The 22661-nt window shown below is 55.7% G+C and carries 27 protein-coding genes; 14 read left to right on the top strand and 13 right to left on the bottom strand.

Going from position 1 to position 22661, the window contains the following annotated elements; translation table 11 throughout:
- Window positions 1-2 precede the first annotated feature (2 nt).
- Window positions 3-665, top strand: a complete 663-nt coding sequence (locus EJ361_RS03260; protein WP_126243899.1) for a hypothetical protein — start codon at window positions 3-5, stop codon at window positions 663-665.
- Window positions 666-805: 140 nt separating this feature from the next.
- Here EJ361_RS03260 and EJ361_RS03255 read toward each other — a convergent pair whose 3' ends face one another.
- Window positions 806-1723: an AraC family transcriptional regulator gene (locus EJ361_RS03255; RefSeq protein WP_240646532.1), complete on the bottom strand. Its 918-nt coding sequence runs from the start codon at window positions 1721-1723 to the stop codon at window positions 806-808.
- A gap of 232 nt (window positions 1724-1955) precedes the next feature.
- Here EJ361_RS03255 and EJ361_RS03250 point away from each other — a divergent pair, with 232 nt between their 5' ends.
- From EJ361_RS03250 to EJ361_RS03220, 7 genes are all read left to right on the top strand, one after another.
- Window positions 1956-2351, top strand: coding sequence for a DUF779 domain-containing protein (locus tag EJ361_RS03250; RefSeq protein ID WP_164714060.1), 396 nt, complete (start codon window positions 1956-1958; stop codon window positions 2349-2351).
- Window positions 2352-2386: 35 nt separating this feature from the next.
- A complete protein-coding gene (locus EJ361_RS03245; RefSeq protein ID WP_126243897.1) occupies window positions 2387-2587 on the top strand; it encodes a YwbE family protein in 201 nt (66 codons plus the stop codon).
- Window positions 2588-2704: 117 nt separating this feature from the next.
- Window positions 2705-3775, top strand: a complete 1071-nt coding sequence (locus EJ361_RS03240) for a PCMD domain-containing protein (protein WP_126243896.1) — start codon at window positions 2705-2707, stop codon at window positions 3773-3775.
- A gap of 9 nt (window positions 3776-3784) precedes the next feature.
- Window positions 3785-4528, top strand: coding sequence for an outer membrane beta-barrel protein (locus tag EJ361_RS03235; RefSeq protein ID WP_126243895.1), 744 nt, complete (start codon window positions 3785-3787; stop codon window positions 4526-4528).
- 25 nt (window positions 4529-4553) lie between these two features.
- Window positions 4554-4778, top strand: a complete 225-nt coding sequence (locus EJ361_RS03230; RefSeq protein WP_126243894.1) for a hypothetical protein — start codon at window positions 4554-4556, stop codon at window positions 4776-4778.
- 148 nt (window positions 4779-4926) lie between these two features.
- Window positions 4927-5241: an ArsR/SmtB family transcription factor gene (locus EJ361_RS03225; RefSeq protein WP_126243893.1), complete on the top strand. Its 315-nt coding sequence runs from the start codon at window positions 4927-4929 to the stop codon at window positions 5239-5241.
- A gap of 34 nt (window positions 5242-5275) precedes the next feature.
- Complete coding sequence (locus EJ361_RS03220) at window positions 5276-5725, top strand: SRPBCC family protein (protein ID WP_205686913.1); 450 nt, start codon at window positions 5276-5278, stop codon at window positions 5723-5725.
- Window positions 5726-5814: 89 nt separating this feature from the next.
- Here the strand turns inward: EJ361_RS03220 and EJ361_RS03215 are convergent, their stop codons facing one another.
- From EJ361_RS03215 to EJ361_RS03180, 8 genes are all read right to left on the bottom strand, one after another.
- Window positions 5815-6336 carry a DUF3347 domain-containing protein gene (locus EJ361_RS03215; RefSeq protein WP_126243892.1) on the bottom strand — a complete coding sequence of 174 codons (522 nt, stop codon included), beginning with the start codon at window positions 6334-6336 and terminating at the stop codon, window positions 5815-5817.
- A gap of 44 nt (window positions 6337-6380) precedes the next feature.
- Window positions 6381-7574, bottom strand: coding sequence for an efflux RND transporter periplasmic adaptor subunit (locus EJ361_RS03210; RefSeq protein ID WP_126243891.1), 1194 nt, complete (start codon window positions 7572-7574; stop codon window positions 6381-6383).
- A gap of 10 nt (window positions 7575-7584) precedes the next feature.
- Window positions 7585-8730: an efflux RND transporter periplasmic adaptor subunit gene (locus EJ361_RS03205; protein ID WP_126243890.1), complete on the bottom strand. Its 1146-nt coding sequence runs from the start codon at window positions 8728-8730 to the stop codon at window positions 7585-7587.
- A complete protein-coding gene (locus EJ361_RS03200) occupies window positions 8708-9967 on the bottom strand; it encodes a TolC family protein (protein ID WP_126243889.1) in 1260 nt (419 codons plus the stop codon). The genes EJ361_RS03205 and EJ361_RS03200 overlap by 23 nt, the downstream gene beginning before the upstream one ends.
- A complete protein-coding gene (locus EJ361_RS25985; protein ID WP_126243888.1) occupies window positions 9918-11852 on the bottom strand; it encodes an efflux RND transporter permease subunit in 1935 nt (644 codons plus the stop codon). Before EJ361_RS25985 ends, EJ361_RS03200 begins: the two co-directional genes overlap by 50 nt.
- Window positions 11849-13144 (bottom strand): efflux RND transporter permease subunit, encoded by a 1296-nt coding sequence (locus tag EJ361_RS25980; protein WP_126243887.1) that lies wholly within the window; start codon window positions 13142-13144, stop codon window positions 11849-11851. Before EJ361_RS25980 ends, EJ361_RS25985 begins: the two co-directional genes overlap by 4 nt.
- 16 nt (window positions 13145-13160) lie before the next feature.
- A complete protein-coding gene (locus EJ361_RS03185; RefSeq protein WP_126243886.1) occupies window positions 13161-13496 on the bottom strand; it encodes a heavy-metal-associated domain-containing protein in 336 nt (111 codons plus the stop codon).
- A gap of 70 nt (window positions 13497-13566) precedes the next feature.
- Window positions 13567-13941: an HYC_CC_PP family protein gene (locus EJ361_RS03180; RefSeq protein ID WP_126243885.1), complete on the bottom strand. Its 375-nt coding sequence runs from the start codon at window positions 13939-13941 to the stop codon at window positions 13567-13569.
- A 368-nt stretch (window positions 13942-14309) separates the two neighbouring features.
- On the opposite strand from EJ361_RS03180, the gene EJ361_RS03175 reads away from it, so the two are divergent.
- Entirely contained in the window at window positions 14310-14792 is a 483-nt protein-coding gene (locus tag EJ361_RS03175; protein WP_126243884.1) for a hypothetical protein, read from the top strand.
- Between the two features lie 14 nt (window positions 14793-14806).
- Complete coding sequence (locus tag EJ361_RS03170) at window positions 14807-15514, top strand: HD domain-containing protein (RefSeq protein WP_126243883.1); 708 nt, start codon at window positions 14807-14809, stop codon at window positions 15512-15514.
- On the opposite strand, the gene EJ361_RS03165 is transcribed toward EJ361_RS03170, so the two are convergent.
- Together EJ361_RS03165 and EJ361_RS03160 are read right to left on the bottom strand one after the other, a co-directional pair.
- Window positions 15515-16492 carry a GlxA family transcriptional regulator gene (locus tag EJ361_RS03165; RefSeq protein ID WP_126243882.1) on the bottom strand — a complete coding sequence of 326 codons (978 nt, stop codon included), beginning with the start codon at window positions 16490-16492 and terminating at the stop codon, window positions 15515-15517. It abuts the gene before it with no gap.
- 274 nt (window positions 16493-16766) lie between these two features.
- Window positions 16767-17291, bottom strand: coding sequence for a DinB family protein (locus tag EJ361_RS03160; RefSeq protein ID WP_126243881.1), 525 nt, complete (start codon window positions 17289-17291; stop codon window positions 16767-16769).
- A gap of 157 nt (window positions 17292-17448) precedes the next feature.
- Between EJ361_RS03160 and EJ361_RS03155 the strand changes: the two genes are divergently transcribed.
- Complete coding sequence (locus tag EJ361_RS03155; protein WP_126243880.1) at window positions 17449-17970, top strand: DinB family protein; 522 nt, start codon at window positions 17449-17451, stop codon at window positions 17968-17970.
- A gap of 83 nt (window positions 17971-18053) precedes the next feature.
- Here EJ361_RS03155 and EJ361_RS03150 read toward each other — a convergent pair whose 3' ends face one another.
- Window positions 18054-18743 (bottom strand): peptidase associated/transthyretin-like domain-containing protein, encoded by a 690-nt coding sequence (locus tag EJ361_RS03150; RefSeq protein WP_126243879.1) that lies wholly within the window; start codon window positions 18741-18743, stop codon window positions 18054-18056.
- A gap of 20 nt (window positions 18744-18763) precedes the next feature.
- Window positions 18764-19384: a peptidase associated/transthyretin-like domain-containing protein gene (locus tag EJ361_RS03145; RefSeq protein WP_126243878.1), complete on the bottom strand. Its 621-nt coding sequence runs from the start codon at window positions 19382-19384 to the stop codon at window positions 18764-18766.
- A 515-nt stretch (window positions 19385-19899) separates the two neighbouring features.
- Here EJ361_RS03145 and EJ361_RS03140 point away from each other — a divergent pair.
- From EJ361_RS03140 to EJ361_RS03130, 3 genes are all read left to right on the top strand, one after another.
- Window positions 19900-20997: a Gfo/Idh/MocA family protein gene (locus EJ361_RS03140; RefSeq protein ID WP_126243877.1), complete on the top strand. Its 1098-nt coding sequence runs from the start codon at window positions 19900-19902 to the stop codon at window positions 20995-20997.
- Between the two features lie 85 nt (window positions 20998-21082).
- The gene (locus EJ361_RS03135; RefSeq protein WP_126243876.1) at window positions 21083-21874 is read left to right on the top strand and encodes an MlaE family ABC transporter permease; all 792 of its coding nucleotides are present in this window, start codon (window positions 21083-21085) and stop codon (window positions 21872-21874) included.
- Between the two features lie 9 nt (window positions 21875-21883).
- Window positions 21884-22660 carry an ABC transporter ATP-binding protein gene (locus tag EJ361_RS03130; RefSeq protein WP_126243875.1) on the top strand — a complete coding sequence of 259 codons (777 nt, stop codon included), beginning with the start codon at window positions 21884-21886 and terminating at the stop codon, window positions 22658-22660.
- The last annotated feature ends 1 nt before the right edge of the window (window position 22661 follow it).

The following is a 22661-nucleotide window of genomic DNA, read 5'->3' as shown; positions in this document are numbered from 1 at the left end:
CCATGATAGCGCTGGAAGAAATAGCATTGGGTGGCCTGTTTTACCGTAACGGCAAGGTCATGCAGATCCGCAGCGAACATTTCGCCGCCATGCCGCAGCTGTTGCCCGAACTCTCGCCCATCCCCATCGATCCGCAGCGCCTCTGGAAGCTGGGGTTCTCCCGGTATGTGAACACGGGCGTCAGTTATAAAGACTGGCAGGGCGTGCGTGTGTACCTCAAGCCCGCCACCCTCCACCGCTGGCTCGTCCAGTTCGAAGGCGTGCCTAAAGCCGGGTTCCTGCAATACATCCACCAGGTGCAGCGCCTCTGGTTCAACCTGTTCCAGGAACACCTGTACCAGCCGCCCAAAGCGGGCGCGGGCAAGCGCCACGTGATGCCGGGCGATACTTACGGCCGCCAGCTCGTGAAAGACCATGCCGTTTCCCATTACAAAAAATACGAAGTCACCATCACGCCGCCGGCCGATCAGCCGTACTATTTCACGTGGGATTGCCGCCTGCTGTTCCGTACCGGTCGGTATGCGGTATGGCGGGCCGATGAAAAAAATCCCCTGTTCCAGCTCGGCGGGCGCGCCTGGGGCCTCACGCTGATCTTCGGCGCGGCGGGGGAAGACGACCGCATACAGGCGGGCAAATGGTTGAAAGGCTATTTGCAGGAAAAGTAAAAGACAAAGGCCGGGGAAAATACGGTGCCGCGCCCGGGAAGCGCCGGACCCCGGCCTATTTCAACAAGCAGAATGTGTAATGATTAATATGGAAGCAATCCGCCGGCCCCTGCTCACAGGGGCCTGGTTTTTTTTTGCCATTACAGCGGCTTGCCGGCCATGATGCGGAAATGGTCGGAACTGATGGTCTGGTAAGTTTTGGGCGTGATGCCTTCTACTTTTTTGAACATGCGGATGAAATAATTGACGTCCGCAAACCCGCAGCGCTCGCTCACTTCGCTCACGCTCGTATCGGGCTGGGAGAGGAGCCGCTTGGCGAGCGTGATGCGCTCGCGGTTGACGTATTCCAGCGGTGTGATGCCGAATTGTTCACGGAACCAGCGGAAGAAAAGATTGCGGCTCAGGTAGGCTTTCTTGCTGAGGGTGTCTACCGAAATGCGCTCGGTAAGGTGCTCGCGGATGTAGTTGAGGACGAAGTGCTGGCGGCTATGGTTGTTGCTCACGGCCGATTCTGTCATAACCTGCGTGAGGTGCTGGCTTTGCATGAGGCGGATCAGCAGCTCTTTCAGATTGAGATCGGCATAGATGTTCTTACTGTTGTCTGCACTGCAGCAAATGCGGATCAGTTTGTTGATGAGCGCGCTGATCTCATCGTCGTTCTCGAAATGGTACTGGTTGAACTGCAACCGCCAGGAACGCCGCTCGTCGGGCGATTGGTAGTAGCTGTTGAGATAATCGATCGTGCCGCGGACGTACAGCGCATCTATGGCCAGCGCGATGCATTGCGTAGGATTGTCTAACGATGCTTCCGGAAAATCGATCTCCATTTTTTCGTTCGCGGGATAAATGACGGTTTCGCCGGGGAGATAATCGAAACCGGGCTGGTTGGGCAGATGCATGACCTTCCTGCCGCGGACCATACTGGTGATGATAAATTCGTTGAACTGCATGGGTACGGCGTATGCGGTCTCAAAACATTCGAATACGTTCAGCTCACAGTTGTTCAAATTGAAAACACGCCGGTTTTCTACCAGCGTTTTCAACATTCTGGTGGGCATTAACTCAATATGCTCTAACAGGTGTTTGCGGGCCATAGCGATACATAACTTATTCAAAATAAGGAATAAATCCCGAATGAGGGAGGAAGTCAGGTACGATCGTGCTATTAATCAGTACGAACGTTTCCCGGATTATATTTTTTTTAAATCAATTTAGCATCATGATGTTCGAATGCATACAGCAGACCCTATGAGGGACATCAGCACGGATTTTTTGAAAAATTTGCCCATTATGATTGACGCCAGGATCGTAGCCGCCAGGCCGGCTGTGCAATTAATCCGGCAACTCGTATCGCAGCACGGTCCGCTAGAATTCCGGATCAGCGGCAGTTGTGCAGACGGCTTCGTTCCCCGTTGCGTGCAAGGCAATGAAAGGCGGCGGGGGGAAGCGCATTTTCCGCTGGGCCTGGTGGAAGGCTGCCCCGCATACATTCAGCCCGCCTCTTGCGTGGTGGAAGATAATGTGCATTTCGTGCTGCACGTGGAAAAGGGGAAAACCAATCCCGGTTCACTGGAAGCGCCGGGCAACGTCCGCTTCCTGCTGTCCCGCAAAGCGGCGCGGCGCGAAAGGTCCGTCGATCCCCACATGTTCAGTTACCTGTTCGGTTATAGCGGCAACTGGGGCTGATTTTCGTACCTTCGCGCGAAAATCTCCAAACAAGCATGAGGGAAGACGCGCAATACAGGAAAAATATCACACCCGGCCTCGAGGTCGGCATCGTACTGAAGAAAGACCAGCGCAGCGGAAAAGTGACATACGGTATCGTTCAAGACCTGCTCACCTCCGCCGCATACCACTCCAGAGGTATCAAGGTCAGGCTGGAAGACGGGCAGGTAGGCCGGGTTGTGGAAATCGTATACTGAACGTTGTTTGTCCGCAACGGAATCCATGCTGCTGTCTTACACCGGATTCGGCCCGTCACTTACCTGGCGGGTCTTCCGTTTCTGAAACATTCCACTATCTTTAGGCATTATACCAATATGACCCACATCAGCCCTTACGTCCTCTTGCGCAGCGTCGCAGCTATTTCCGCCTTCGCGCTGCTGCAGGCATGCATCAAACCGGAACCTCCCAATCCGGAAGCGGATATCGAGACATTTACCGTCCCGGATTCGCTCCTTACAGGTGATATTTTCATCGACCAATCGAACCGGAAAATCCTCCTCTACCTGGAGCCCGAAGCATTTGAAAGCGGCATTGCGCCCCGCATCACCCTGTCGGCCGGCGCCACCGTTTCTCCCGCCTCCGGCGATTCCATCCACTTCACCAAAGAAGTCGTGTACACGGTTTCCTCCGCCAGCGGCGAAAACCGCAAGCAGTACACCGTGGAAGTGGTTTCCATCGGGGAATGGAAATGGTCGTTCGAGAAATGGCTCGTGCAAGATGTAGATAATTACCAGTATCCTGTTGAATCCGAAGGCGAGCAGGTTTGGTCGTCCGGCAACCCGGGCGTGGCCCTGAGCGGCGTTCCCAAGCAGCCCAGCGGTTACCCGTTACGTTCTACCGACGATTCCAAAGACGGGACGCATGCCGCGGAGCTCGTAACGCTGAAAGGCACTACGCTTTCCGGGATCGTAGGCATCAAGCTCTTTGCGGGATCGCTGTTCCTGGGGAATTTCGACATCAACAGCGCTTTCCTCGAGCCGCTGAAGGCCACACAATTCGGGCAGCCATTCGCGGGAAAGGCTACACGCTTCACCGGGCATTACAAATATACGCCCGGCGCCACCTACCAGGACAAAGCGGGCAACCCCGTGCCCGGATATACAGATTCCTGCGCGATCTACGCCGTGTTGTACACCGGCCGCACCCGGCTGGATGCCACCAACATCCACACGTCGGACCGCATTGTGGCCGTTGCCCAATTGCCCGACGGTTCCGGCCGCGGCAACTGGACGCATTTCAATATTCCTTTCAATTACATCCCGGGCCGCAAATCGGAAAGAGACATGATGATGGCCATCGTGGCCTCGTCCAGTAAAGACGGAGACCAGTACCGCGGCGCCATCGGCAGCCGGCTTGTGATCGACAGTCTTGCCATCATCCAGTAAAACAGTAACATGAACATCCGCAATATATTTCTCATTTCGATATTGGCCTTCGGCGCCCGCGCGCAGGCGCAAATTCACCTGGAACACCGCATACAGGCGGGCTTCAATATCGGGGGCACCGCTCCCGTGGGATTTCCGAACACGATCCGCAAAGTAGATTCCTACCGTCCGGAGTTTAGTCCCTCCCTGGGCTACGAACTTTCGTGGCGCCCATCCGCGACGCACAAATGGGGTGCAGCGGCGGGCGTGAAGCTTGATTATAAAGGCATGACCGTGAAAGACGAGGTGATGTATTTCCATACGATGATCACGATGGACGATGGTTCCGGCAAGAGCGAGTTCGAAGGTGCGTTTACGGGCAAGAACAAGACAACGGTGCGCAATGCGTACGTGTCTTTCCCCATCAGCGCCATTTATATGCCGAACGATAAATGGCGGTTCAACCTGGGTACCTACATGGCCTGGCTCTTCAGCGCCAATTTCCATGGCAACGTGAGCGACGGGTACATCCGGAATGGCGGATCGCTGGGTGAAAAAGTGGCAGTTTCCCAGGCGGAATTCGATTTCGGTACTGACATGCGCCGTTTTGACGTGGGGTTGCAAGGCGGGGCCGAGCGCCGCGTCGGAAAAAAACTCCGTGTGACGGGCAACCTGAATTGGGGATTGAGACCGGTTTTTCCGTCGGATTTCAGGGGAATGGATTTTCCGATGTATAATATTTATGTTACGCTTGGCGTAGCATACCGCATCTAGGCACAGGGATTGTATATATTCGTTTATGAACACATTTCACATCCGTTACAGGAGCCACGACATCCCGGTCTCGCTGGAGGAAGAAAACCTCTTCCTCGTTTCGCTGCCGTGGAAAAGTCTCTACCTTGTGAGGAAAGAAGACAATGAAGGTGCTACGCACTGGTTTGAAGAAGGAGCAGATAATGAAACGCAGGAAACGAAGGAAATTGGTACAGCCATAGAAATGACCGGCAGGGCTACCGGCAGTTAACGATATTCCGTTGTTTGCCGATGTCCGGAAAAGCGCATACACTCACATGTATGCGCTTTTTTTTTGCCCCCGATTGAAAATAAATTTTTGCGTAACCGAATGGTTACCTATATTTGTAACCGATTGGTTACATAACGATCCGAAAATTATGAGAAGAGACGTATTCCAGGCGATATCCGACCCCACGCGCAGGGAGATCATCCAGCTGCTGGCGGGGGCACCACGGCATTTGAACGCGGTGGCGGAACATTTCCCCATCAGCCGGCCGGCCGTGTCCAAACACATCCGCATCCTCACCGAATGCGGGCTTATCGTCATCAAACAGCAGGGGCGGGAACGGTATTGCCACGCAGACCTGCGGCCGCTGCGCGAAGTGCGCGACTGGACCGCCCGCTACGAAGCTTTCTGGAACGAGAAGCTCGATGCCCTGGGCGATTTCCTGGCCAACGAGCCCGATCGATAATCAGCACCTTTCTAAAATCTAAACACATAAGCGTATGAAAACGGAATCTCTCATCAAACCGGAGCCACTGATCGTGGAGCGCACTTATCCGGCAACGCCGCAGAAAGTCTGGGATGCCATCACAGACCCCGATAAAATGCGGGTATGGTATTTTGACACAAAAGGTTTCAAGGTAGAAAAGGGAACGGAATTTTCCTTCGATTGCTTCTGCGACGAAACCCTGTTCCGGCACCTTTGCGTGGTCACCGAAGTGGTGCCGCAGCGAAAGATCGCTTACACCTGGCGCTATGAGGGCTTTCCGGGTAATTCGGAAGTGACCTGGGAACTGTTCCCCGAAAACGGCGGAACACGGCTGAAACTGACGCATACGGGGCTGGAAAGCTTCCCGCAGGATCATCCTTCGTTCGTACGCAGCAGCTTCATGGGCGGCTGGGGCGATTTCCTCGATCGCGCATTGCCGGAATTTCTCCAGCAAGCAGCGTAAAACACTTGCAGTTGAAAAAAAGAATAGCCGGCCCACGGGCCGGCTTTCTCATTTACACCGGACACTTGGCCGGTTATCAACATGGTATCTTATTGCAGGGTTTCTTCCACACTTCCACACGTCAGCATGGCATCGCCGAAATAAGGGTTGCGGATTTCCTTCGAGCGGCTGAGCCAGCGGGCGCCGGTGTTATCGAGCGCCATAGGACAGAATTCCACGTGCAGTTCTCCGCTGCTCATGCCGGTAGATTTTACCAGTCCGATAAAAGTATTGTTGAACGCTGAATAGGCACCGCGCTGGGCCTCGATATCGCTGGCTGCGCCGATTTTCTGCGCGGCTTCCGCGAGCTTGCCCGAAGGGTCTGCTGCGGAGGCGCCGGTTTCGATGGCGGCGGCGGATACTTTAGCGGCGGCGGCATCGCCTTTCATGAGGGCGTCAGTGAGTTTTTCGTAATGTTCGAGCACGGCGTTCAGCGCGTCGTTCTTCAGCGCCACGGTGGCGGTGGCCGGCGCGGCTTTTTCCGCGGTATTCTCCTTTTCCTGCTGGGGATTGTTGTTTCCGCCGCAGGCCGCGAGGAAAGCCATTGCGGCGGGAAGGATCCATTGTTTCATGCTGTTCAGGTGTTTTTTATGTGATGAATATGATGCTTTTTTTTCTAAACGGGCTGTTTGCCTCTTTTGAGCACGAATTCGCTGTACAGCAGATAAGCGCCCGTAATTACCACTTTCTCGCCATCCTGCAAGCCTTCCGTGATCTCGATGGATCGGCTGGTTTCCAGGCCGGTCTTCACTTTGCGCGGCGTGAAGGTGTTCTTCGGCTTTTCGATCCAGATGTGCGCAGCCGCCCCGTTGCGGATCACGGCGTCGACAGGCAGTTGCATCGTTTCACTGCGCGACGCCACCGGCAGCAGTACCGTGGCGGCCATTCCCGGTTGCCAGCGCGCGTCCGGGTTGGAAACGGAGCCGCGGAGCTGGAGGGTTTGCCGGCCGGTTTGCAGCGCGGGATAGACGAACTCGGCCTGCATGCTCCGGGGGTCGTTTTCCCATCCGGGAACGATCACCTGCAACGTTTGACCGGTTTTCAGCAGCCCGGCTTCCGACGGATAAATGTCCGCTTCCACCCACAAACGACGGTAGTCTTCTACCTGCAAAACCGTGCCGCCTTCGGCGATGTACTGTCCTTCCGTGACGGCAAGTTCGGTAACAAGCCCGTCCTGTCCGGCATAAAAAGTGACCAGCGGTTGGGGCTTGCCTTCCTGCAGCAGTTTGCCGATGGCGTTTTCGCTTTGCCCATACCGTTCGAGTTTCAGTTCCGCGCCTTCGGCGATCTGCTTGAAACGCGCGTCTTCAGGGAATTTGCGGGTTTGCGCTGCCGCCAGGAGATATTCGGATTGCAGCGTCGCCAGTTCTTCGGAATACACGGCATACAATGCCTGTCCCTTTTTGATGCGCACGCCCGTTTCGCGGACAAACAGTTTGTCTATCCGCCCGGCGATGCGTGCGGAAATGATGCCGGTCCGTTGCGGATCGGGCATGAGGCGCGCGTTCAGGCTCCGAGTTTGCGTGAACATGCCTGCGCCGGCGGCCGCAGTGGTGATGTTGGCGAGTTTGACCTGGCTGTCCATCAGCTGGAGCGACGTACTGGTACTGTTTTTATCGAACGGTACGAGGTCCATCGCGCAAATGGGGCAGGTGCCCGGCGCGTTCTGCACTACCTGCGGGTGCATGGGGCAGGTATATGTCTGCTGCGCGGCGGCGCCTTTTTTTTCCGCGGTGCCGCATGCTGCGAGCCATACGGCAGGCGCGGCGGCGGCCACGGCGAGCGATCTGAGAAAATGTCTTCTTTCCATATGTTTTCGGTTATGGATGTGATGATGGATGGGCGTCCGGCTTGATGAAACCTTCGCTGTCGGCGATGTACGCTGCGTTTGCGGCGATACCCGATACTGCGTCGAACAGCTGGACCAGCCCGCCGGCCCTGGCGCCGATGCGAACGGGAACGGCACGGTAATCTGCGCCTTCTTTCCGGAATACCACGTTATCCCGCCCCAGCATCACGATCGCCGAAGCCGGCACCCACGATCCTTCGCGGAACAGCACGGGAATGTAAGCGGTAAGCAGTTGCCCGGCGGGATAGTTGCCGCTGAGGTATACCCTGGCGCGACTGAACTTCCCGCCATTGGCGTACAGTGGTTCCAGCAGATCGATGGCGGCGCTTTTCAGTTCGCCCTGCATCCCGTTCCCCGAAACCAGTACCCGGCTGCCGGGCCCAACTGCCGAGGCTACATCGGCCGGCAGCGCGAATTCCGCGATCATGCGGCCGGTTTTGTAGATGGAAAACAGGTTTTGTCCGGCGGAAACGTATTGCCCTTCGCGCAGCATCACGGGCGATCGGGTAGGCGCAGGAGCTGCGGATGCGGCCACCGGTGCGGCGGCGCCCATGTTGCCCATCGCGTCGCCGCCCGACGATGGGGCGGGAGCGGCGGTGGAAGGTTCGGCGGCCGCTGCGGCCAGCGGTTCTTCCAGGATATAGCCGTCTGCGTTACTGTACAACGGGATGGAGACGCGCACCTGGCGGGTGCGGAGCACTTCGGCAGCGAGCGTTCCCGGCATCCCCATGAGCGCGAGTTTGCGCATTGCGAGCTCCTTCATCGCCGGATCGTTGCTGACAGACAGCAATTCCCGTTGCGCGGCTACGAGCTCGGGCGCGTAAATTTCGAGGATGAGCTGTCCTTTGCGGACGGGCTGGTAATTATAGCGGACGTGCAGTTTTTCGATACGGCCGGCCACGCGCGAGGGCAGGATGGCGCGGTTGCGGCTGTCGTAGCGCACGGTGCCGGGCGCCTCCATCACCACGATCCTCGTTTGCGGTTTCGGGAACAGCAGCGGGAGGGAATCGCGCGTTTTTGCGGAGGACTGTTTCTCTTCCACCGGCGCGGCGCTGCAGGCTGCGAAGAGCAGGGCAGTCAGCGCGGTGAGTATATTAACGGTAAAGCGCTTTTTCATATTCCACGATCATTTCGTAACGTTTCAATTTTTCGTCGAGCACGCCGGTTTCGGTCATCGTCAGTGCTTCCCAGGCGTCTATCACGGTGGGGAGTTGCAGGCGGTTTTCCTGGTAGGCGGCGAAGTTGGCGTCGAGGGCTTTGCGGAGGGAGGGAACGATCACGCGCTCCATGGATTCGATGCGGCGGTCCATCTGCCGGATTTCCGCCAGCATGCCGTAGAGCATGCCCTGCGTTTCCTGCAGCATCGCGCTGCGCTCGTTTTCCATCGCCGCGATATTCTGCTCCATGGATTTGATTTCGGATCGATACATCCCCCGCGACCAGGGCGCTATCGGAATACTCAGCATCCCCATTACGCTGTACGCTTTCGGCATTCCGCTGGCCAGCGGCAGCATATGATCGAACCGGATCCTGAAATCGGGTTTCTTTTCCGCCTGCATGGAGCGGATGCCGAGCTGCATGGTACGGATGCCTTCTTCCATCTTCCGGATATCCTGCCGTGCGGCGGCGATGGAAGCGGTGTCGTGCATCGCCGGGGCGAAACCCGGTTCCCAGGCGGTATCCACACTGAATTCGGTCATGCCGGGCCGGTTCATCAAACTGTTCAGCCAGGTCATGGATTTCAGCACGGTCCCTGCTTCCATGCGCAGCATGTTGGCGTTTTCTTCGAGTTTGGCTTCCGCACGGAAGCTGTTGCCGAGTTGCGACTGGTTATACGGATACCGCAGTTTTTCGATCTCCAGCATCATCTGCATGATCTTTTCATTCCGTCGGAGTAACTGCTGCTTCCTTTCGGAGATCACCCAGCCGTAATACAGTTTCCGGGCAGTGGCGCGCAATTCGTTGAGCGTTACGCCCCGGGCGGCCGTTTCGGCGTTGCCCTGCGAGGCGATGAACCGCTTTTTAGCCTGTTGCTTTGCGGGGTTGGGAATGTCCTGTTCCAGCTGGATCATGAGGCTGCCTTTATCGCGCCCGTCCATCACCATTTGCCCAGGATACGGGGTCATGAAAGTGCCTGCACCGGCCATGGGCGCCATCCAGGCCATGGCGGCGTTTGCACTGTGGCGGAAGCCTTCGGCCTTTTGCGCGTAGCTTTTCAGCAGCAGGTTATTGCCCTCGATGCGCGCCAGGATACTGTCCAGCGGCAGCGTTTGCGCCGCCGCCGCAAAGGGCAGCAGGAGTATGTTAATGGCCGCCAGGATGGATTTCCAGCTTGCCGTATTTACGTAATTCATATTCTTTCGTCATTAGGAAGATGAGTGGCGTTACCAGCAAAATGTGCGTAGAGCTGGTCAGCACGCCACCGATCATCGGTAATACAATTGGCTGCATCACATCGGTGCCTACGCCGCCGGCCCAGAGCACGGGCACGAGGCCGAAGAGCGATACGCATACGGTCATGAGTTTGGGCCGTAAACGCTTGGCGGCGCCGTGGATCACGTATTCGCGGAGGTCCTGCTTGGTGATGGTGGCGGAACTGTTGCCTTTGAGGGCTACGAGTCGGTTCATGGCATCGTTCAGGTAGATCACCATCACGATCCCCGTTTCCACGGCGATCCCGAACAGGGCGATGAACCCGACCGCCACGGCTACCGAGAGGTTGGCGCCCCAGATCCAGATCATGTAAGCGCCGCCGATGAGGGCGAAAGGCACGGTGATAAGGCTGAGGAACGCTTCGCGGACAGATTTGAAGGCGAAATACAGCGATGCGAAGATGATCACCAGCACGATGGGCGCGATCCAGAGCAGGGTGCGCTGTCCGCGCACGAGGTTCTCGTATTGCCCGCTCCATTCCAGGTAATACCCCTGCGGCAGCAAGCCCTCCTGCGAACGGAGCTGTTTCATGGCGTCTTCGACAGTGCTTCCCAGATCACGGCCCCGTACGTTGAACAGCACGGCGCCGCGCAGCATGGCGTTGTCGGACGTGATCATCGGCGGCCCGTCTTCCAGCACCACATCCGCCACCGCGCTCAGCGGCACTTCCCCGAAAGCGGGAGAGCCCAGCGGGATACGGCGGACCTGTTCGAGGCTGTTGCGGAAATCCTGCGCCAGCCGTAAACTGATGGAGAACCGCCGCCGTCCTTCGATGGTGGTGCCGATGGGCGCGCCGCCCAGCGCGGTTTCCACGGTCTGGTTCACCGCGTCGGCGCTGAGGCCGTAACGCGCCAGGTCGGCCCGGCGGATGTTCACCCCGAGATATTTACCGCCTGTCACCGGCTCCACGTACAGGTCAGACACGCCCGGCGTGCCTTCCAGCGCTTTGCGCACCCGTTCGGATACGCTGGCGATCGTGTCCAGCTGCTGGCCGTACACCTTGATGCCCACATCCGTCCGGATACCGGTAGAAAGCATGTTGATGCGGTTGATGATGGGTTGCGTCCAACCGTTGACAACGCCGGGGATTTGTAAAAGACTGTCCAGTTCGCGGATGATGTCTTCCTTCTTTTTCCCTTCCCGCCATTCCGTCCGCGGTTTGAGCATGATGATGGTTTCGATCATGCTGACGGGGGAGTTGTCGGTAGCGGTAGACGCCCGTCCCGCCTTGCCCAGTACCTTGTCCACCTCCGGTACCGATTTGATGAGCCGGTCCTGCACCTGGAGGATGCGCCTGGCTTCGGTATTGGAAATATCAGGCAATGTAACGGGCATGAAAAGGATGCTTTGCTCGTCGAGCGGCGGCATGAATTCCGTACCGAGGCTTTTCAGCAGCGGGATGGCGATCACGAGGGCGGCGATGTTGACGGCCAGCGTCGTTTTCCGCCATTTGAGGACCATGCGGATAACGGGTTCGTACATCCTTTCGAGCGTGCGGGTGACGGGATGGGCGCTGTCTGGCCGGAATTTGCCTTTCATGAAGATGGAAATGAGGGCCGGCGCCAGGGTGATGACCAGCAGCGCGTCCACGATCATGATGAAGGTTTTGGTGAACGCCAGCGGGTGGAACAGCTTGCCTTCCTGCCCCGTGAGCAAAAACACGGGGAGGAAAGAGGTGATGATGATCACGGTGGCGAAAAATACCCCGCGAGACACCTGCTTGCCCGACTTGGCGATGATGTCCAGCCGCTCTTCCTCGCTGATCCAGGAAGGCTGGCGGCGGAATAAGCGTTTTATGAAGTTCATGTTGACTCAATTTTTTGTTCGGCTTGCCATTGCGCATACCGTTCGGATAAATGTTTGTACGCATTTTCGCTCATGATGATCCCGTTGTCTACGATCACACCGATGGCCAGGGCGATGCCCGTCAACGACATGATGTTCGACGAAATCCCGAAAGCGTTGAGCAGAATGAAGCTGGCCGCGAGCGTGATGGGGATCTGGATGAGGATGCTGAGCGCACTGCGCCAGTGGAACAGGAAGATGAGCACTACGAGCGACACCACGATCATTTCTTCGATCAGCGTGTGTTTGATGGAGCTGATGGATTCCCGGATGAGCTCGCCGCGGTCGTACACGATATCGAACTTCACATTGGCGGGCAATCCGCGGGATACTTCCTTCATCTGTTCCTTCACCCGGTCTATGACCCCGGCGGCGTTTTCGCCATATCGCATCACCACGATGCCGCCTACACGCTCGCCTTCGCCGTCCTGGTCGAAGATGCCGAGCCGCGGTTCGCCTGTCATCTGCACGGTGGCCACGTCTGCCACCCTTACCGGTACGCCGTTCACGGTTTTTACGGCGATCTGTTCGATTTCAGCGATGGAAGAGAGATAGCCGGTGGTTTTGATGATGTACCCGATGTCGCTCATTTCGAATTTCCGGCCGCCGGATTCATTGTTGTTGGCGCGCACGGCGGCGATGACGTCTGCCGGCGTAAGGCCGTAATAGAGCAGTTTATTGGGATCGGCCGTAACCTGGTATTGCGGCTGGAACCCGCCGAACGAGGCGATCTCGCTCACGCCCTTCACGTTTTGCAGCGCGAATTTGATGTACCAGTCCTGCAGCGCCCGTTGCTCGCCGAGGTCCATCCCCGGCGCGTCGAGCGTATACCAGAGGATGTGCCCTACGCCGGTGCCGTCTGGCCCCAGTTGCGGGCTTACGCCTTCGGGCAGGGTGCGGGTGGCGGTGCCGAGGCGTTCGAGCACGCGTTCGCGGGCCCAGTAGATATCGGTGTCGTCTTCAAAAATGACATAGATGAAGCTCATGCCGAACATGGAGGAGCCGCGCACGTATTTGATTTTCGGCAGGCCCTGGAGGTTGGTGACGAGCGGGTAGGTGACCTGGTCTTCCACGAGCTGGGGGCCGCGGCCCATCCATTCGGTGAAAACGATCACCTGGTTTTCCGAGAGGTCGGGGATGGCATCTACCGGGTTCGTTTTCACGGCGTACCAGCCCCACCCGAACAGTACGGCCGCCAGTATCAACACGGTGATACGGTTACGGACGGACCATTCGATGATCCTGTGTATCATAAGTAAGCGTTATGGGTTAGTGACGCTCGTACCGGCAGCAGCCGGGCAGTGCCTGGTAAATGGAATCGGTGGCTTTGAAGGGACCGGAGTCGTGCCCGGATCGCGCGATCTTTTTGCGGATATCTTCCGGTTTCACACTGGCGGAATCGAACTTTACGGTCATCGTTTTTGACTTTACGTCCCACACGGCGCTGCTCACGCCGTTTACCTGCGCGGCTTTTTCGATACGTTTCTTACACATGCCGCAGTTCCCGGAAACGGTGAAGGAGTCGGTCTTGAGGGATTGGCCGGCGGCGTTTTGCGCGGCGAGCAGGGACAAGGGAAGGGCTATGAAAGAGAGGATCTTTTTCATGATGAACAGTTTTGAAATGATGTTGGAATGGTAGGTTGGTCTTGATACGAAACGGTGGGGGATACCGCTATCAGATCCTGAAATGACAGTGGAGAATATGTGCCGGAACATGCGGCAGGGGAGGTGGCGCGGGATCCGCCGGAGGTGCCGGCGCGGGGATTTCATATACCGGCAAGGTAGTAACCGGGAACAGGGCGGCCTGCGACAGGGGCAGCATATCGACGGCCACCTTAGGCGACATTTGCTGGTCTTTCTCCAGCTTTATCGTGAGGTGAACGTCTTTACAGCACTTTTTGGTGCAGGAAACCCCGCATTCATGCGTGTCCTCATCATGCCACAGGCTCACGTCCACCAGCTTTTCCGCGCAGTAGTGCATGTGGAAAGTGGCGCCGGTGGAAGTGCTCATGTAGAGCAGGGCCAGTATGAGTGTGAGGAATTGCTTCATGCACCACAAAAATAGGCGGCCTGTCCGGGACTATCGTTACATAATTTTGCAAAGTTTTATATTTCTGGAAATGGGGTTCCCAGATCAGGACTTTTATGTAATATATAATGTGATTTCGACGGACGGCAGGGTACCTGACCCAAAAGTGCTATATTTGATATTGGAGTTAAACGAAATTCATATGTCGGAATTGAAGAAAGAAGATCCGCGCCCTTCGAATCGGGTTGTTGTAATTACGGAAGATGAAAGGGAAAGACTGCTAAGGGATATTTATCGCCCTGATATCGAAAAATTGTATCTCTTCACGCAGATGCTGAGAACAAACAATCTTCTAAAAAAGGCAAAAATAACCCATAAATAAAGCTTGCATGGATGTTCTCAACGAAGAATTGTTGAAGTTTTGGGAAACACTTGCCAAGAATAACGTACGATATATCATGATCGGTGGTTTTGCGACGCGATTCCATGGGTTTAACAGAAGTACCGATGATTTGGATATTTGGCTGGATGATACTTTGGAAAACAGGAAGCGCCTGGCGAAAACATTTACCGATCTTGGCTATGGGACAGAATTCTCATTCGTAGAAACAATGCAGTTTGTTCCTGATTGGACCAGTTTTAGGATTGGAACAGGTATCGAGTTGGATATTATGACCGAAATGAAGGGGTTGGAGGATCTAAGTTTCGATAAATGTTTTGAAATGGCGTCAATTGCCGACCTGGGAACAGTAAAAGTACCTTTTTTGCATATTAATCACCTTATTCAGAATAAGAAAGTGATAGATCGCCCCAAAGATAAAGTCGACGTTATTCAACTGGAAAAAATAAGGGAATTAAGAGAAAGTAAATAATAGCATTGCCAAAAATGAATTCTTCAGCTATAACGACTTTGCACCATACCTCCCACACCGCGATCATCGACGCAACCGTACAATACGTTAAACAGGAACTGGCCGAAGCCGAAGGCGGGCACGACTGGTGGCACATCCACCGCGTTTGGCAATCTGCGCGCCAGATCGCCAGGCATGAAGAAGTAAACCCGCTCATCGTGGAGCTGGGGGCGCTGCTGCACGATATTGCGGATTCGAAGTTCCACGATGGCGACGAAGAGATCGGGCCGGCGAAGGCTGCGGCATTTCTGCGGAGCCTGCAGGTAGGGGAGGATATTATCGTTCCCGTTACCCAGATCATCCGGCACATTTCCTTCAAAGGCGGCAACGAAGCGCGGACGTACTGGTCTGCCGAGCTGGCCGTGGTGCAGGATGCCGACCGGCTGGATGCCCTGGGGGCAGTCGGTATTGCGCGGGCGTTCAATTACGGCGGTTTCCGCAATCGCGCGCTGTACGATCCGGCCATTGCGCCGGATATGCATATGACGAAGGAAGCGTACAAAACGTCCGCTTCCCCGACCATCAATCATTTCTACGAAAAATTGCTGTTGCTCAAAGACCGGATGAATACCGCCACGGGCAAAGCCCTCGCCGAAGAACGCCATGTTTTCATGGAACGTTACCTCGAACAGTTCTACCGCGAATGGAACGGCCAGCAGGATGGAATGAATGATTTTACCTGATTACGCCACAGCGGTACGGCAATACTTCCTGCGGTATTCCTGGGGAGTGAGGCCCGTTACTTTCTTGAATACGGAACGGAAGGTCTTCAGATCGTTGTAACCCACGTCGTACATGAGCGTGCTGATATTTTGCGCGTTGCTTTCGAGGGCTTTTTTGGCGGATTCGATCTTCACGCGCTGGAGGTATTCGAGGGGGGTATTGTTGGTGGCATTTTTGAACCTGCGGATGAAGTTCCGTTTGCTCATGCTGGTTTGCTCCGCGATCTGCTCCACGGAAATGGGGAGGTGGTAGTTTTCTTCGATGAAGACCTGGGCCCGGAGGATCTGGTCGTCTTCATGCCGGCGCTGGCCCTGGAATACCATGAAATGCGCCTGGTTGACGCGGTCGATGTCGATGGAGAACATCTTGCTGAGCATCACCCCGATATCTTTGTTACAGAATTTCTCTACCATGTACAAGACGAGGTTGAGGCTGGAAAACGCCCCTCCGCTCGTATACACCCCGTCTTCGTCGGTGATGACCTTGTCAGACAGCACCTTGGCGGCGGGGTACCGCTGCTGCATGTCGGGGATCGCCTGCCAGTGGCTGGTACAGGTGCGGCCGTTCAGCAGCCCGGCTTCCGCGAGGAAATAACTGCCCAGGCAAAGACTGGCCACTTCGGCCCCGAGGTTCCGCATTTCCGACAGCCATGGCGCGATGCCTGCGTTCTTTTGCAGCACCTGGTCCGGCCGGCCGTGGAACGCAGGAACGATCACCAGGTCCGTTTCCTTCACATCGGCCATGGATTTGTAACAGAAAAACAATGCAGGTACGTTCAGCTGGATATGCTTCACTTTCTCACTCACCAACTCCACTTTGAAAGGAGGCTCCTTGCCAGCCTGAACCGATAGCGCATTCGCGCCTTCGAACACATCCAGCACGCCAGCGATGGCCGAGAGGATGGCTTCTTCGTAAATGACCAGTGATACAGTTTTCATGGTGTTTCGTGCATTAACGACAGTAAAGGTAAAGGATTACCCTGTCACAAAACACCCCTCTTTTTGGCATGGAAAGGCCCCCGGACACCAATATGTTTGAGGGTTGCGAATGGTTGTTTTTCAATAAGATATTGATAGATAATTGTATGAAATATAGGCGTGTCACAAATGCCCCTGCAACTTGTCGCACCGGCACGTTTGCGCCCCGTTGGCGATAAAACGACGGGGCGCCCCTTCCGCAGGAACGCCCCGTACCCTTGGCGCAAAAGCACCCTTATTTAGCGAAGAAATTATAGAAATTGTAATCCGTCATGGGTGCATCCTTATATCCCAATCCACGGCCGATGGTCACGATCTGCCCGCGGTGGTAAGTACTGTGGTTGAAAACATGCAGCCCGTATTGCACGAGGGGGCGGAATCCCTTCACCCAGGGCGAATCATAATACAGCTCGCCCGTTGCGGCATCGTCTTCCAGCGTATCGGTAAACGCCACCAGCCTTTCCGAAGTGTCCAGCAGCCCTTCGATGATCGAATCGAAATCACCGTCGTAATGCTCCGCATCGATGGGTGTATATTCCCGCTGGCAGATCATCGACAGCCAGTAATTCTCGGTGGCCCAAATGTGCAGCAACGTGGCGCGGATGCTGCTGAAGCTGGAAGGGACCGTTATGGCCATATTATCGTCCGGTTTGGTGCGGAGCCAGTTGGCGAGCGTGGTATTGGCCCACAGGTTATATTGGGCGAAATCCTGCAACAGGGTGGATACGGAAAGGGCGGCGGTAGCGAAGGAGGTTTGCATGATATTTGGTTTTTTGTGTTTGTTGATACAAATGTCCGACCGGGTTTTGACAACAGTGTGTCAGCAGGATTTAAGTAAAAAAAGATTTTTTTCTGCTGACATAGGGTTGTCACAGCCCCTGGTTTTCTTTGTGTCACAAACAAAAAATCACCTTTATATGAGCACCACTATCCAGGCTACGGCCAACACGATGACGCCCGAACAGATCCGTAAACACTGGCAGGGCCACCGCGCCCTTACCCGTCGCGTGATCGACGCATTCCCGGAAAAGGAGCTGTATGAATACAGTATCGGCGGCATGCGCCCTTTCGCGGTAATGGCCATGGAACTGGCGCTGATCGCCGCAAAAGGCGCTAATGGCTTTTTGACGAACGACTGGAACGAGGCAACCTCAGAAAGCGTATCCGCCCGTGTGAAAGATTATACGCCCCCGGCCACCAAAGCGGAACTGCTGCAGCTCTGGGACGATATCACCGCGGAGATCGACCGCGTATGGCCCCAGATCGCACCGGAACGCTGGCTGGAAACGGTGAACGCATTCGGATACGGTGAGCAGCCGATGGTGGGCGCCTGGTTTTATTTCCTCGATAATGAGAACCATCACCGAGGACAAGGGTATGTATACCTGCGGTCGCTGGGCATCGAGCCTCCTCCGTTCTGGGAGCGCACCATGATCTAATGGTTTACACCATGTAACTGAACTTCTTGCTGAAACAGGAGAAGCCCCCGCGCGGGGGCTTCTTTCGTTATGGCTGTAAGCTGTCAAGGCTGAAACTGGGGCAGTTTTGGCTGCGCCAGGATATCGTCTATCGCGAACGCAGTGTCCCGTACCGCTTCCGTCCACGGTGCTACGCGGATCAGGACGGATATGCCGTGGTAGTTTTCCTGCTGCTGGTCCAGCGCGGCAATCCAGAGCGGCGTGCTGTTACCGGGCACCGCCCATACGGTAAACGTCGTGTCTGCCACCCCGGGCCCAAGCCATCCACGTGTAGGGTAAGTGGTACCATAACGGAGCCGCAGCAGGCGGCCTTCGTTTTTGTTCACCGTCACCCGTACATTCATTTTGCGGCCTTTGAAACCGTGTATGGTTACGAAATTATTCTTTTCCAATGTCAGGAGGGTACCGTATCCCATGTCCGCGATTTGGGCGCTGTCTGTATATGCGGCCCTCAGGTAAAAAGTGTTGGAATATCCGTCGCCGTTCCAGGTGATGCGGTACCTGCCTTCCGCGTCGGTAATGGCGGTTGCCAGCTGGTTGCAGTCTCCGCTGCCGCCGAGGAACCCGGTTTTGCATCCAGAAACATACAATTTGGCACCGGGGATGGGATTTCCGGTATTCCGGTCGATCACCTGACCTTCCACATGGCCGGTCGCCTTCAGGTCTGCAGCCTTTTTACATCCTGCTCCACCCAAAAAAACGATCGAAGCCAGGATCGGTATCATGATTTTCATGCAAGTCGGTTTTTGAAATTTTACTGGAGTTTGGGCAATTGGAGCATGTCTTCGATGACAATAAGCGTAGTTTCCGAATTGCCGGGAAAGATGGGAATGATTTTCCTTACGCCGCGGACAAATCCGGCCGTTTTATCCTGCGCCCCCAAATGAAGGATGAAATCCGTGTTTTTAGGGCCCCATACGCTGAACGTCGTATCCAGCGGCCCAGGGGGCAATATGCTGTTTTTGCAGTACAGCTGCGGGGCTTCGTTTTTCCGGATCACGAGTCTGACCTTCGCGGGAAATGCGCGTATGGCCTCCAGGCGTATCCGTGTTTTCTGGCCGGGCTGGATATTGTAGGAAGTGTAGGGAAGGATGCTATCGCTCGACACCAGTTCCAGCCGGAAATTCTTCGAGCGCCGGCCCCGGAAAGTAAGGCTGTATTTTCCGTCGGCGCCCGTTTTCATTTCATGTGTTGTTTCGCAATGGAAAGCATCGCCGCCCACCCGCTGGCAGGTATTGAGGCAGACGGTGACACCGGCTATCGGGAGCCCCGTGTCCACGTCCACAACTTCGCCTTCCACGATGCCGGGCCGGTCTCTGTCCGATTTCTTGCAGGCGGTGAAAATTAGCGCGGCTGCCATCAGTGCCCAGGTCATTGATCGGGCATTGTTTTTTGGGTAAAATTCAAGCATGGTTACGGAGGTATGTTTTACAGGTTCGGGTTTTTATTACATGCGGGGCCATAGCGAAACATCTTCAATATCGATGCGCGTGACCGTATTGTTGCCCGTTGCAATGGGCACATCTACGGCTTTATGTCCGAAAACCTGTTCAGAACTGCGCCGCTTACCGTACCGGGCGATTCTTTGCAGGCGGAAAACGTCATGGTTGCCGTAACGACGGCGGGAAAGAAACATCGCATGCTGCTTTGCGTAAGGATCAATTTCATGGTATCAAACGTTTTATAGCGTTCGGGCAATTGCATCATATCCCGGATATCGACTTCGATGGGTGGTGAATGGTGAAAACTACATACGGGAAACGAAGGCGATACATGAGGGTCGGTTGCAGGGATGACGAAATAATGGACGACGCACGGAATGTTGAACGGGGAGAAGGGAAGAATGTTACATATTTTTTAGATATTGTCTGCGGAAAAACCCGTTCTACCATGCAGCACCGATCGATATTTTTCCTGTCCGCCCTCTTTTTCCTCCTGATATCGGATACCCGGGCCCAGGCGCCTCCGCTGCGCGTGGCGGTGGCGGGTATATCACACGGCCATTCCGGCTGGATACTCGGGAGAACGGGCAAGCCGGACATCGAAGTAACCGGCATCTGGGAACCGGATACCGCCCTGGCCGCAAAAGCCGCGCGCCAGTACAACATCCCCCGCAACCGGTTTTACACGGACCTCACCGCCATGCTCGACGCCCTGAAGCCGGAAGCCGTACTGGCTTTCGGGTCGGTATTCGCGCACCTGGAAGTCACGGAAGCCTGCGCGCCCCGGGGCATCCACGTCATGGTGGAAAAACCGCTCGCGGCCAACCTGGACCATGCCCGAAAAATGGAAGCCCTGGCGCGGAAGCATCGCATCCACCTGCTCACCAATTACGAAACCAGCTGGTACCCCTCGGTCCACAAAACCCTCCAGCTCGCGGTCGACAGCAACTACACCGGCACCCTCCGCATGGCGCGCTTCAACCACGGCCACCAGGGCCCCAAAGAAATCGGGTGCAGCCCCGAATTCCTGGCCTGGCTTACCGACCCGGTGCTAAACGGCGCCGGCGCGCTTACCGATTTCGGGTGCTATGGCGCCAATATCATGACCGCTCTCATGCGGGACCGGTCTCCCGTATCCGTAAACGCCGTCACCCGCCGGTTCAAGCCGGAAGTGTACCCGAAAGTGGACGACGACGCTACCATCATCGTGGATTACCCCGGTGCGCAGGCGGTGATCCAGGCATCGTGGAACTGGACGTTCAACCGCAAAGACATGGAGATTTACGGCACCCAGGCAGCCCTGTCTGCCCCTGACGCGGCCACGCTCATCCGCCGCGGCACCAACGGCCGCGCACAGGAATCCAAAGTGACGCCGGAAGCATTGAAAGTTTATACCGATCCGTTCGTGTACCTGGCGGCGGTAGTGAAAGGGAAAGAGACCGTGGCGCCCTGGAGCCTCTATTCACTGGAGAACAACGTGATGGTGGTCCGCATCCTGGAAGCGGCGAAAATCTCCGCAAAAACCGGGAAATCAGTCCCGTTATGAGTTTGGGCATGACATTTGCCTGCCAAATTCAAATGTTAACAATTCCTTACCGGAATTTGTAATAGTATTGAACTAAATGCAGCACATGGAATCCAACGATCAACCGGAGAAGCCACTCATTTCCAGTAAGGTAGATGCTTTCTTTTTAAGCGTCTATGATATTTTCCGATTTATCAGCCGCTTTTTCCGCGAAGTGCTGCGCCCGCCGCTGGAAGTACAGGAATTTATCCGCCAGTGTTTCATGGTCGGCTACAAATCGCTGGCGCTGATCAGTCTCACCGGTTTCATCACGGGCCTGGTGTTCACGAAACAAAGCCGCCCATCGCTGGCGGAGTTCGGTGCCACGTCGTGGTTGCCTTCCCTCATTTCCATCGCGGTGATCCGCGCCCTGGCGCCTTTGGTGACCGCGCTCATCTGTGCCGGCAAGGTAGGTTCCAGCATCGGGGCGGAACTGGCGTCCATGAAGGTGACCGAACAGATAGACGCCATGGAGGTGTCGGCCATCAACCCGTTCAAATACCTCGTGGTGACGCGCATCCTGGCCTGCACCGTCTGCCTGCCGCTCCTCATGTCGTACACGGCGCTCGTGGGTATGATGGGCTCTTTCCTCGACATCCACCTTAACGAACAAACCAGCATCACCGCCTTCTTCAACAAGGCTTTCGCCAATATTTCCTTCCTCGACCTGGCCTCGTCCTTATTCAAATCCATCTGTTTCGGATTTACCATCGGCGTCGTATCCTGCTACCAGGGCTTCAACGCCTCGCAGGGCACCACGGGCGTGGGGAAAGCGGCGAATGTGGCAGTGGTGATATCCATGTTCCTGATCTTTATCGAAGAGATCGTGATCGTGCAAATCGTTAACTCGATCCGGTAAACACAGCATATGAAACCATTTACGCCAGAAATTGATTGGAATGACACCGTCATCAGCATCCGGGGATTGTACAAATCTTTCGGGGCCAACCACGTACTGCGCGGCGTAGACCTCGACCTGTTCAAAGGCGAGAACATCGTAGTGCTGGGGCGATCGGGAACGGGAAAATCAGTCCTGATCAAGATCATCGCCGGGCTGCTGAAACCGGATGCAGGAACGGTCAACGTTTTGGGGCAGGAAGTTCCCGAACTGGGAACCGTAGAACTGCGCGAGCTCCGCCTCAAACTCGGGTTTTGCTTCCAGAACGGCGCGCTGTACGACAGTATGACCGTCGGCGAAAACCTCGAATTCCCCCTCAAACGGAACGACCCGAAAATGACGGCCGACCAGCGCCGCAGATTGGTCGATATCGTACTCGAGGCGGTAGGATTGTCGCAAACGATCAACCAGATGCCGGCAGAATTGTCGGGCGGCCAGCGAAAACGCATCGGGATCGCGCGGACGCTCATCCTGCGGCCGGAAATCATGCTGTACGACGAGCCCACGGCCGGTCTGGACCCCATTACCTGCACGGAGATCAACACGCTCATCAATGAAGTACAAAAACGGTTCAAGACCAGCTCCATCATCATCACGCACGACTTAACCTGCGCCCGCGCCACGGGCGATAAAATAGCCGTGATGAAAGAAGGGAAATTCATCCGCCAGGGAGATTTTGATACGGTATTTTCCGACAACAGTGATGAACTGATCCGGGAATTTTATGATTACAATTTTATTCAGTAAG

This window comes from Chitinophaga rhizosphaerae, from assembly GCF_003958645.1.
Lineage (GTDB): Bacteria > Bacteroidota > Bacteroidia > Chitinophagales > Chitinophagaceae > Chitinophaga > Chitinophaga rhizosphaerae.
This window is presented reverse-complemented; position numbering and strand designations above follow the sequence as displayed.

Coding starts and splice junctions, on each gene's coding strand:
- EJ361_RS03260 (WP_126243899.1), top strand. CDS start 3: ATGATAGCGCTGGAAGAAATAGCATTGGGTGGCCTGTTTTACCGTAAC.
- EJ361_RS03255 (WP_240646532.1), bottom strand. CDS start 1,723: ATGCCCACCAGAATGTTGAAAACGCTGGTAGAAAACCGGCGTGTTTTC.
- EJ361_RS03250 (WP_164714060.1), top strand. CDS start 1,956: ATGATTGACGCCAGGATCGTAGCCGCCAGGCCGGCTGTGCAATTAATC.
- EJ361_RS03245 (WP_126243897.1), top strand. CDS start 2,387: ATGAGGGAAGACGCGCAATACAGGAAAAATATCACACCCGGCCTCGAG.
- EJ361_RS03240 (WP_126243896.1), top strand. CDS start 2,705: ATGACCCACATCAGCCCTTACGTCCTCTTGCGCAGCGTCGCAGCTATT.
- EJ361_RS03235 (WP_126243895.1), top strand. CDS start 3,785: ATGAACATCCGCAATATATTTCTCATTTCGATATTGGCCTTCGGCGCC.
- EJ361_RS03230 (WP_126243894.1), top strand. CDS start 4,554: ATGAACACATTTCACATCCGTTACAGGAGCCACGACATCCCGGTCTCG.
- EJ361_RS03225 (WP_126243893.1), top strand. CDS start 4,927: ATGAGAAGAGACGTATTCCAGGCGATATCCGACCCCACGCGCAGGGAG.
- EJ361_RS03220 (WP_205686913.1), top strand. CDS start 5,276: ATGAAAACGGAATCTCTCATCAAACCGGAGCCACTGATCGTGGAGCGC.
- EJ361_RS03215 (WP_126243892.1), bottom strand. CDS start 6,336: ATGAAACAATGGATCCTTCCCGCCGCAATGGCTTTCCTCGCGGCCTGC.
- EJ361_RS03210 (WP_126243891.1), bottom strand. CDS start 7,574: ATGGAAAGAAGACATTTTCTCAGATCGCTCGCCGTGGCCGCCGCCGCG.
- EJ361_RS03205 (WP_126243890.1), bottom strand. CDS start 8,730: ATGAAAAAGCGCTTTACCGTTAATATACTCACCGCGCTGACTGCCCTG.
- EJ361_RS03200 (WP_126243889.1), bottom strand. CDS start 9,967: ATGAATTACGTAAATACGGCAAGCTGGAAATCCATCCTGGCGGCCATT.
- EJ361_RS25985 (WP_126243888.1), bottom strand. CDS start 11,852: ATGAACTTCATAAAACGCTTATTCCGCCGCCAGCCTTCCTGGATCAGC.
- EJ361_RS25980 (WP_126243887.1), bottom strand. CDS start 13,144: ATGATACACAGGATCATCGAATGGTCCGTCCGTAACCGTATCACCGTG.
- EJ361_RS03185 (WP_126243886.1), bottom strand. CDS start 13,496: ATGAAAAAGATCCTCTCTTTCATAGCCCTTCCCTTGTCCCTGCTCGCC.
- EJ361_RS03180 (WP_126243885.1), bottom strand. CDS start 13,941: ATGAAGCAATTCCTCACACTCATACTGGCCCTGCTCTACATGAGCACT.
- EJ361_RS03175 (WP_126243884.1), top strand. CDS start 14,310: ATGGATGTTCTCAACGAAGAATTGTTGAAGTTTTGGGAAACACTTGCC.
- EJ361_RS03170 (WP_126243883.1), top strand. CDS start 14,807: ATGAATTCTTCAGCTATAACGACTTTGCACCATACCTCCCACACCGCG.
- EJ361_RS03165 (WP_126243882.1), bottom strand. CDS start 16,492: ATGAAAACTGTATCACTGGTCATTTACGAAGAAGCCATCCTCTCGGCC.
- EJ361_RS03160 (WP_126243881.1), bottom strand. CDS start 17,291: ATGCAAACCTCCTTCGCTACCGCCGCCCTTTCCGTATCCACCCTGTTG.
- EJ361_RS03155 (WP_126243880.1), top strand. CDS start 17,449: ATGAGCACCACTATCCAGGCTACGGCCAACACGATGACGCCCGAACAG.
- EJ361_RS03150 (WP_126243879.1), bottom strand. CDS start 18,743: ATGAAAATCATGATACCGATCCTGGCTTCGATCGTTTTTTTGGGTGGA.
- EJ361_RS03145 (WP_126243878.1), bottom strand. CDS start 19,384: ATGACCTGGGCACTGATGGCAGCCGCGCTAATTTTCACCGCCTGCAAG.
- EJ361_RS03140 (WP_126243877.1), top strand. CDS start 19,900: ATGCAGCACCGATCGATATTTTTCCTGTCCGCCCTCTTTTTCCTCCTG.
- EJ361_RS03135 (WP_126243876.1), top strand. CDS start 21,083: ATGGAATCCAACGATCAACCGGAGAAGCCACTCATTTCCAGTAAGGTA.
- EJ361_RS03130 (WP_126243875.1), top strand. CDS start 21,884: ATGAAACCATTTACGCCAGAAATTGATTGGAATGACACCGTCATCAGC.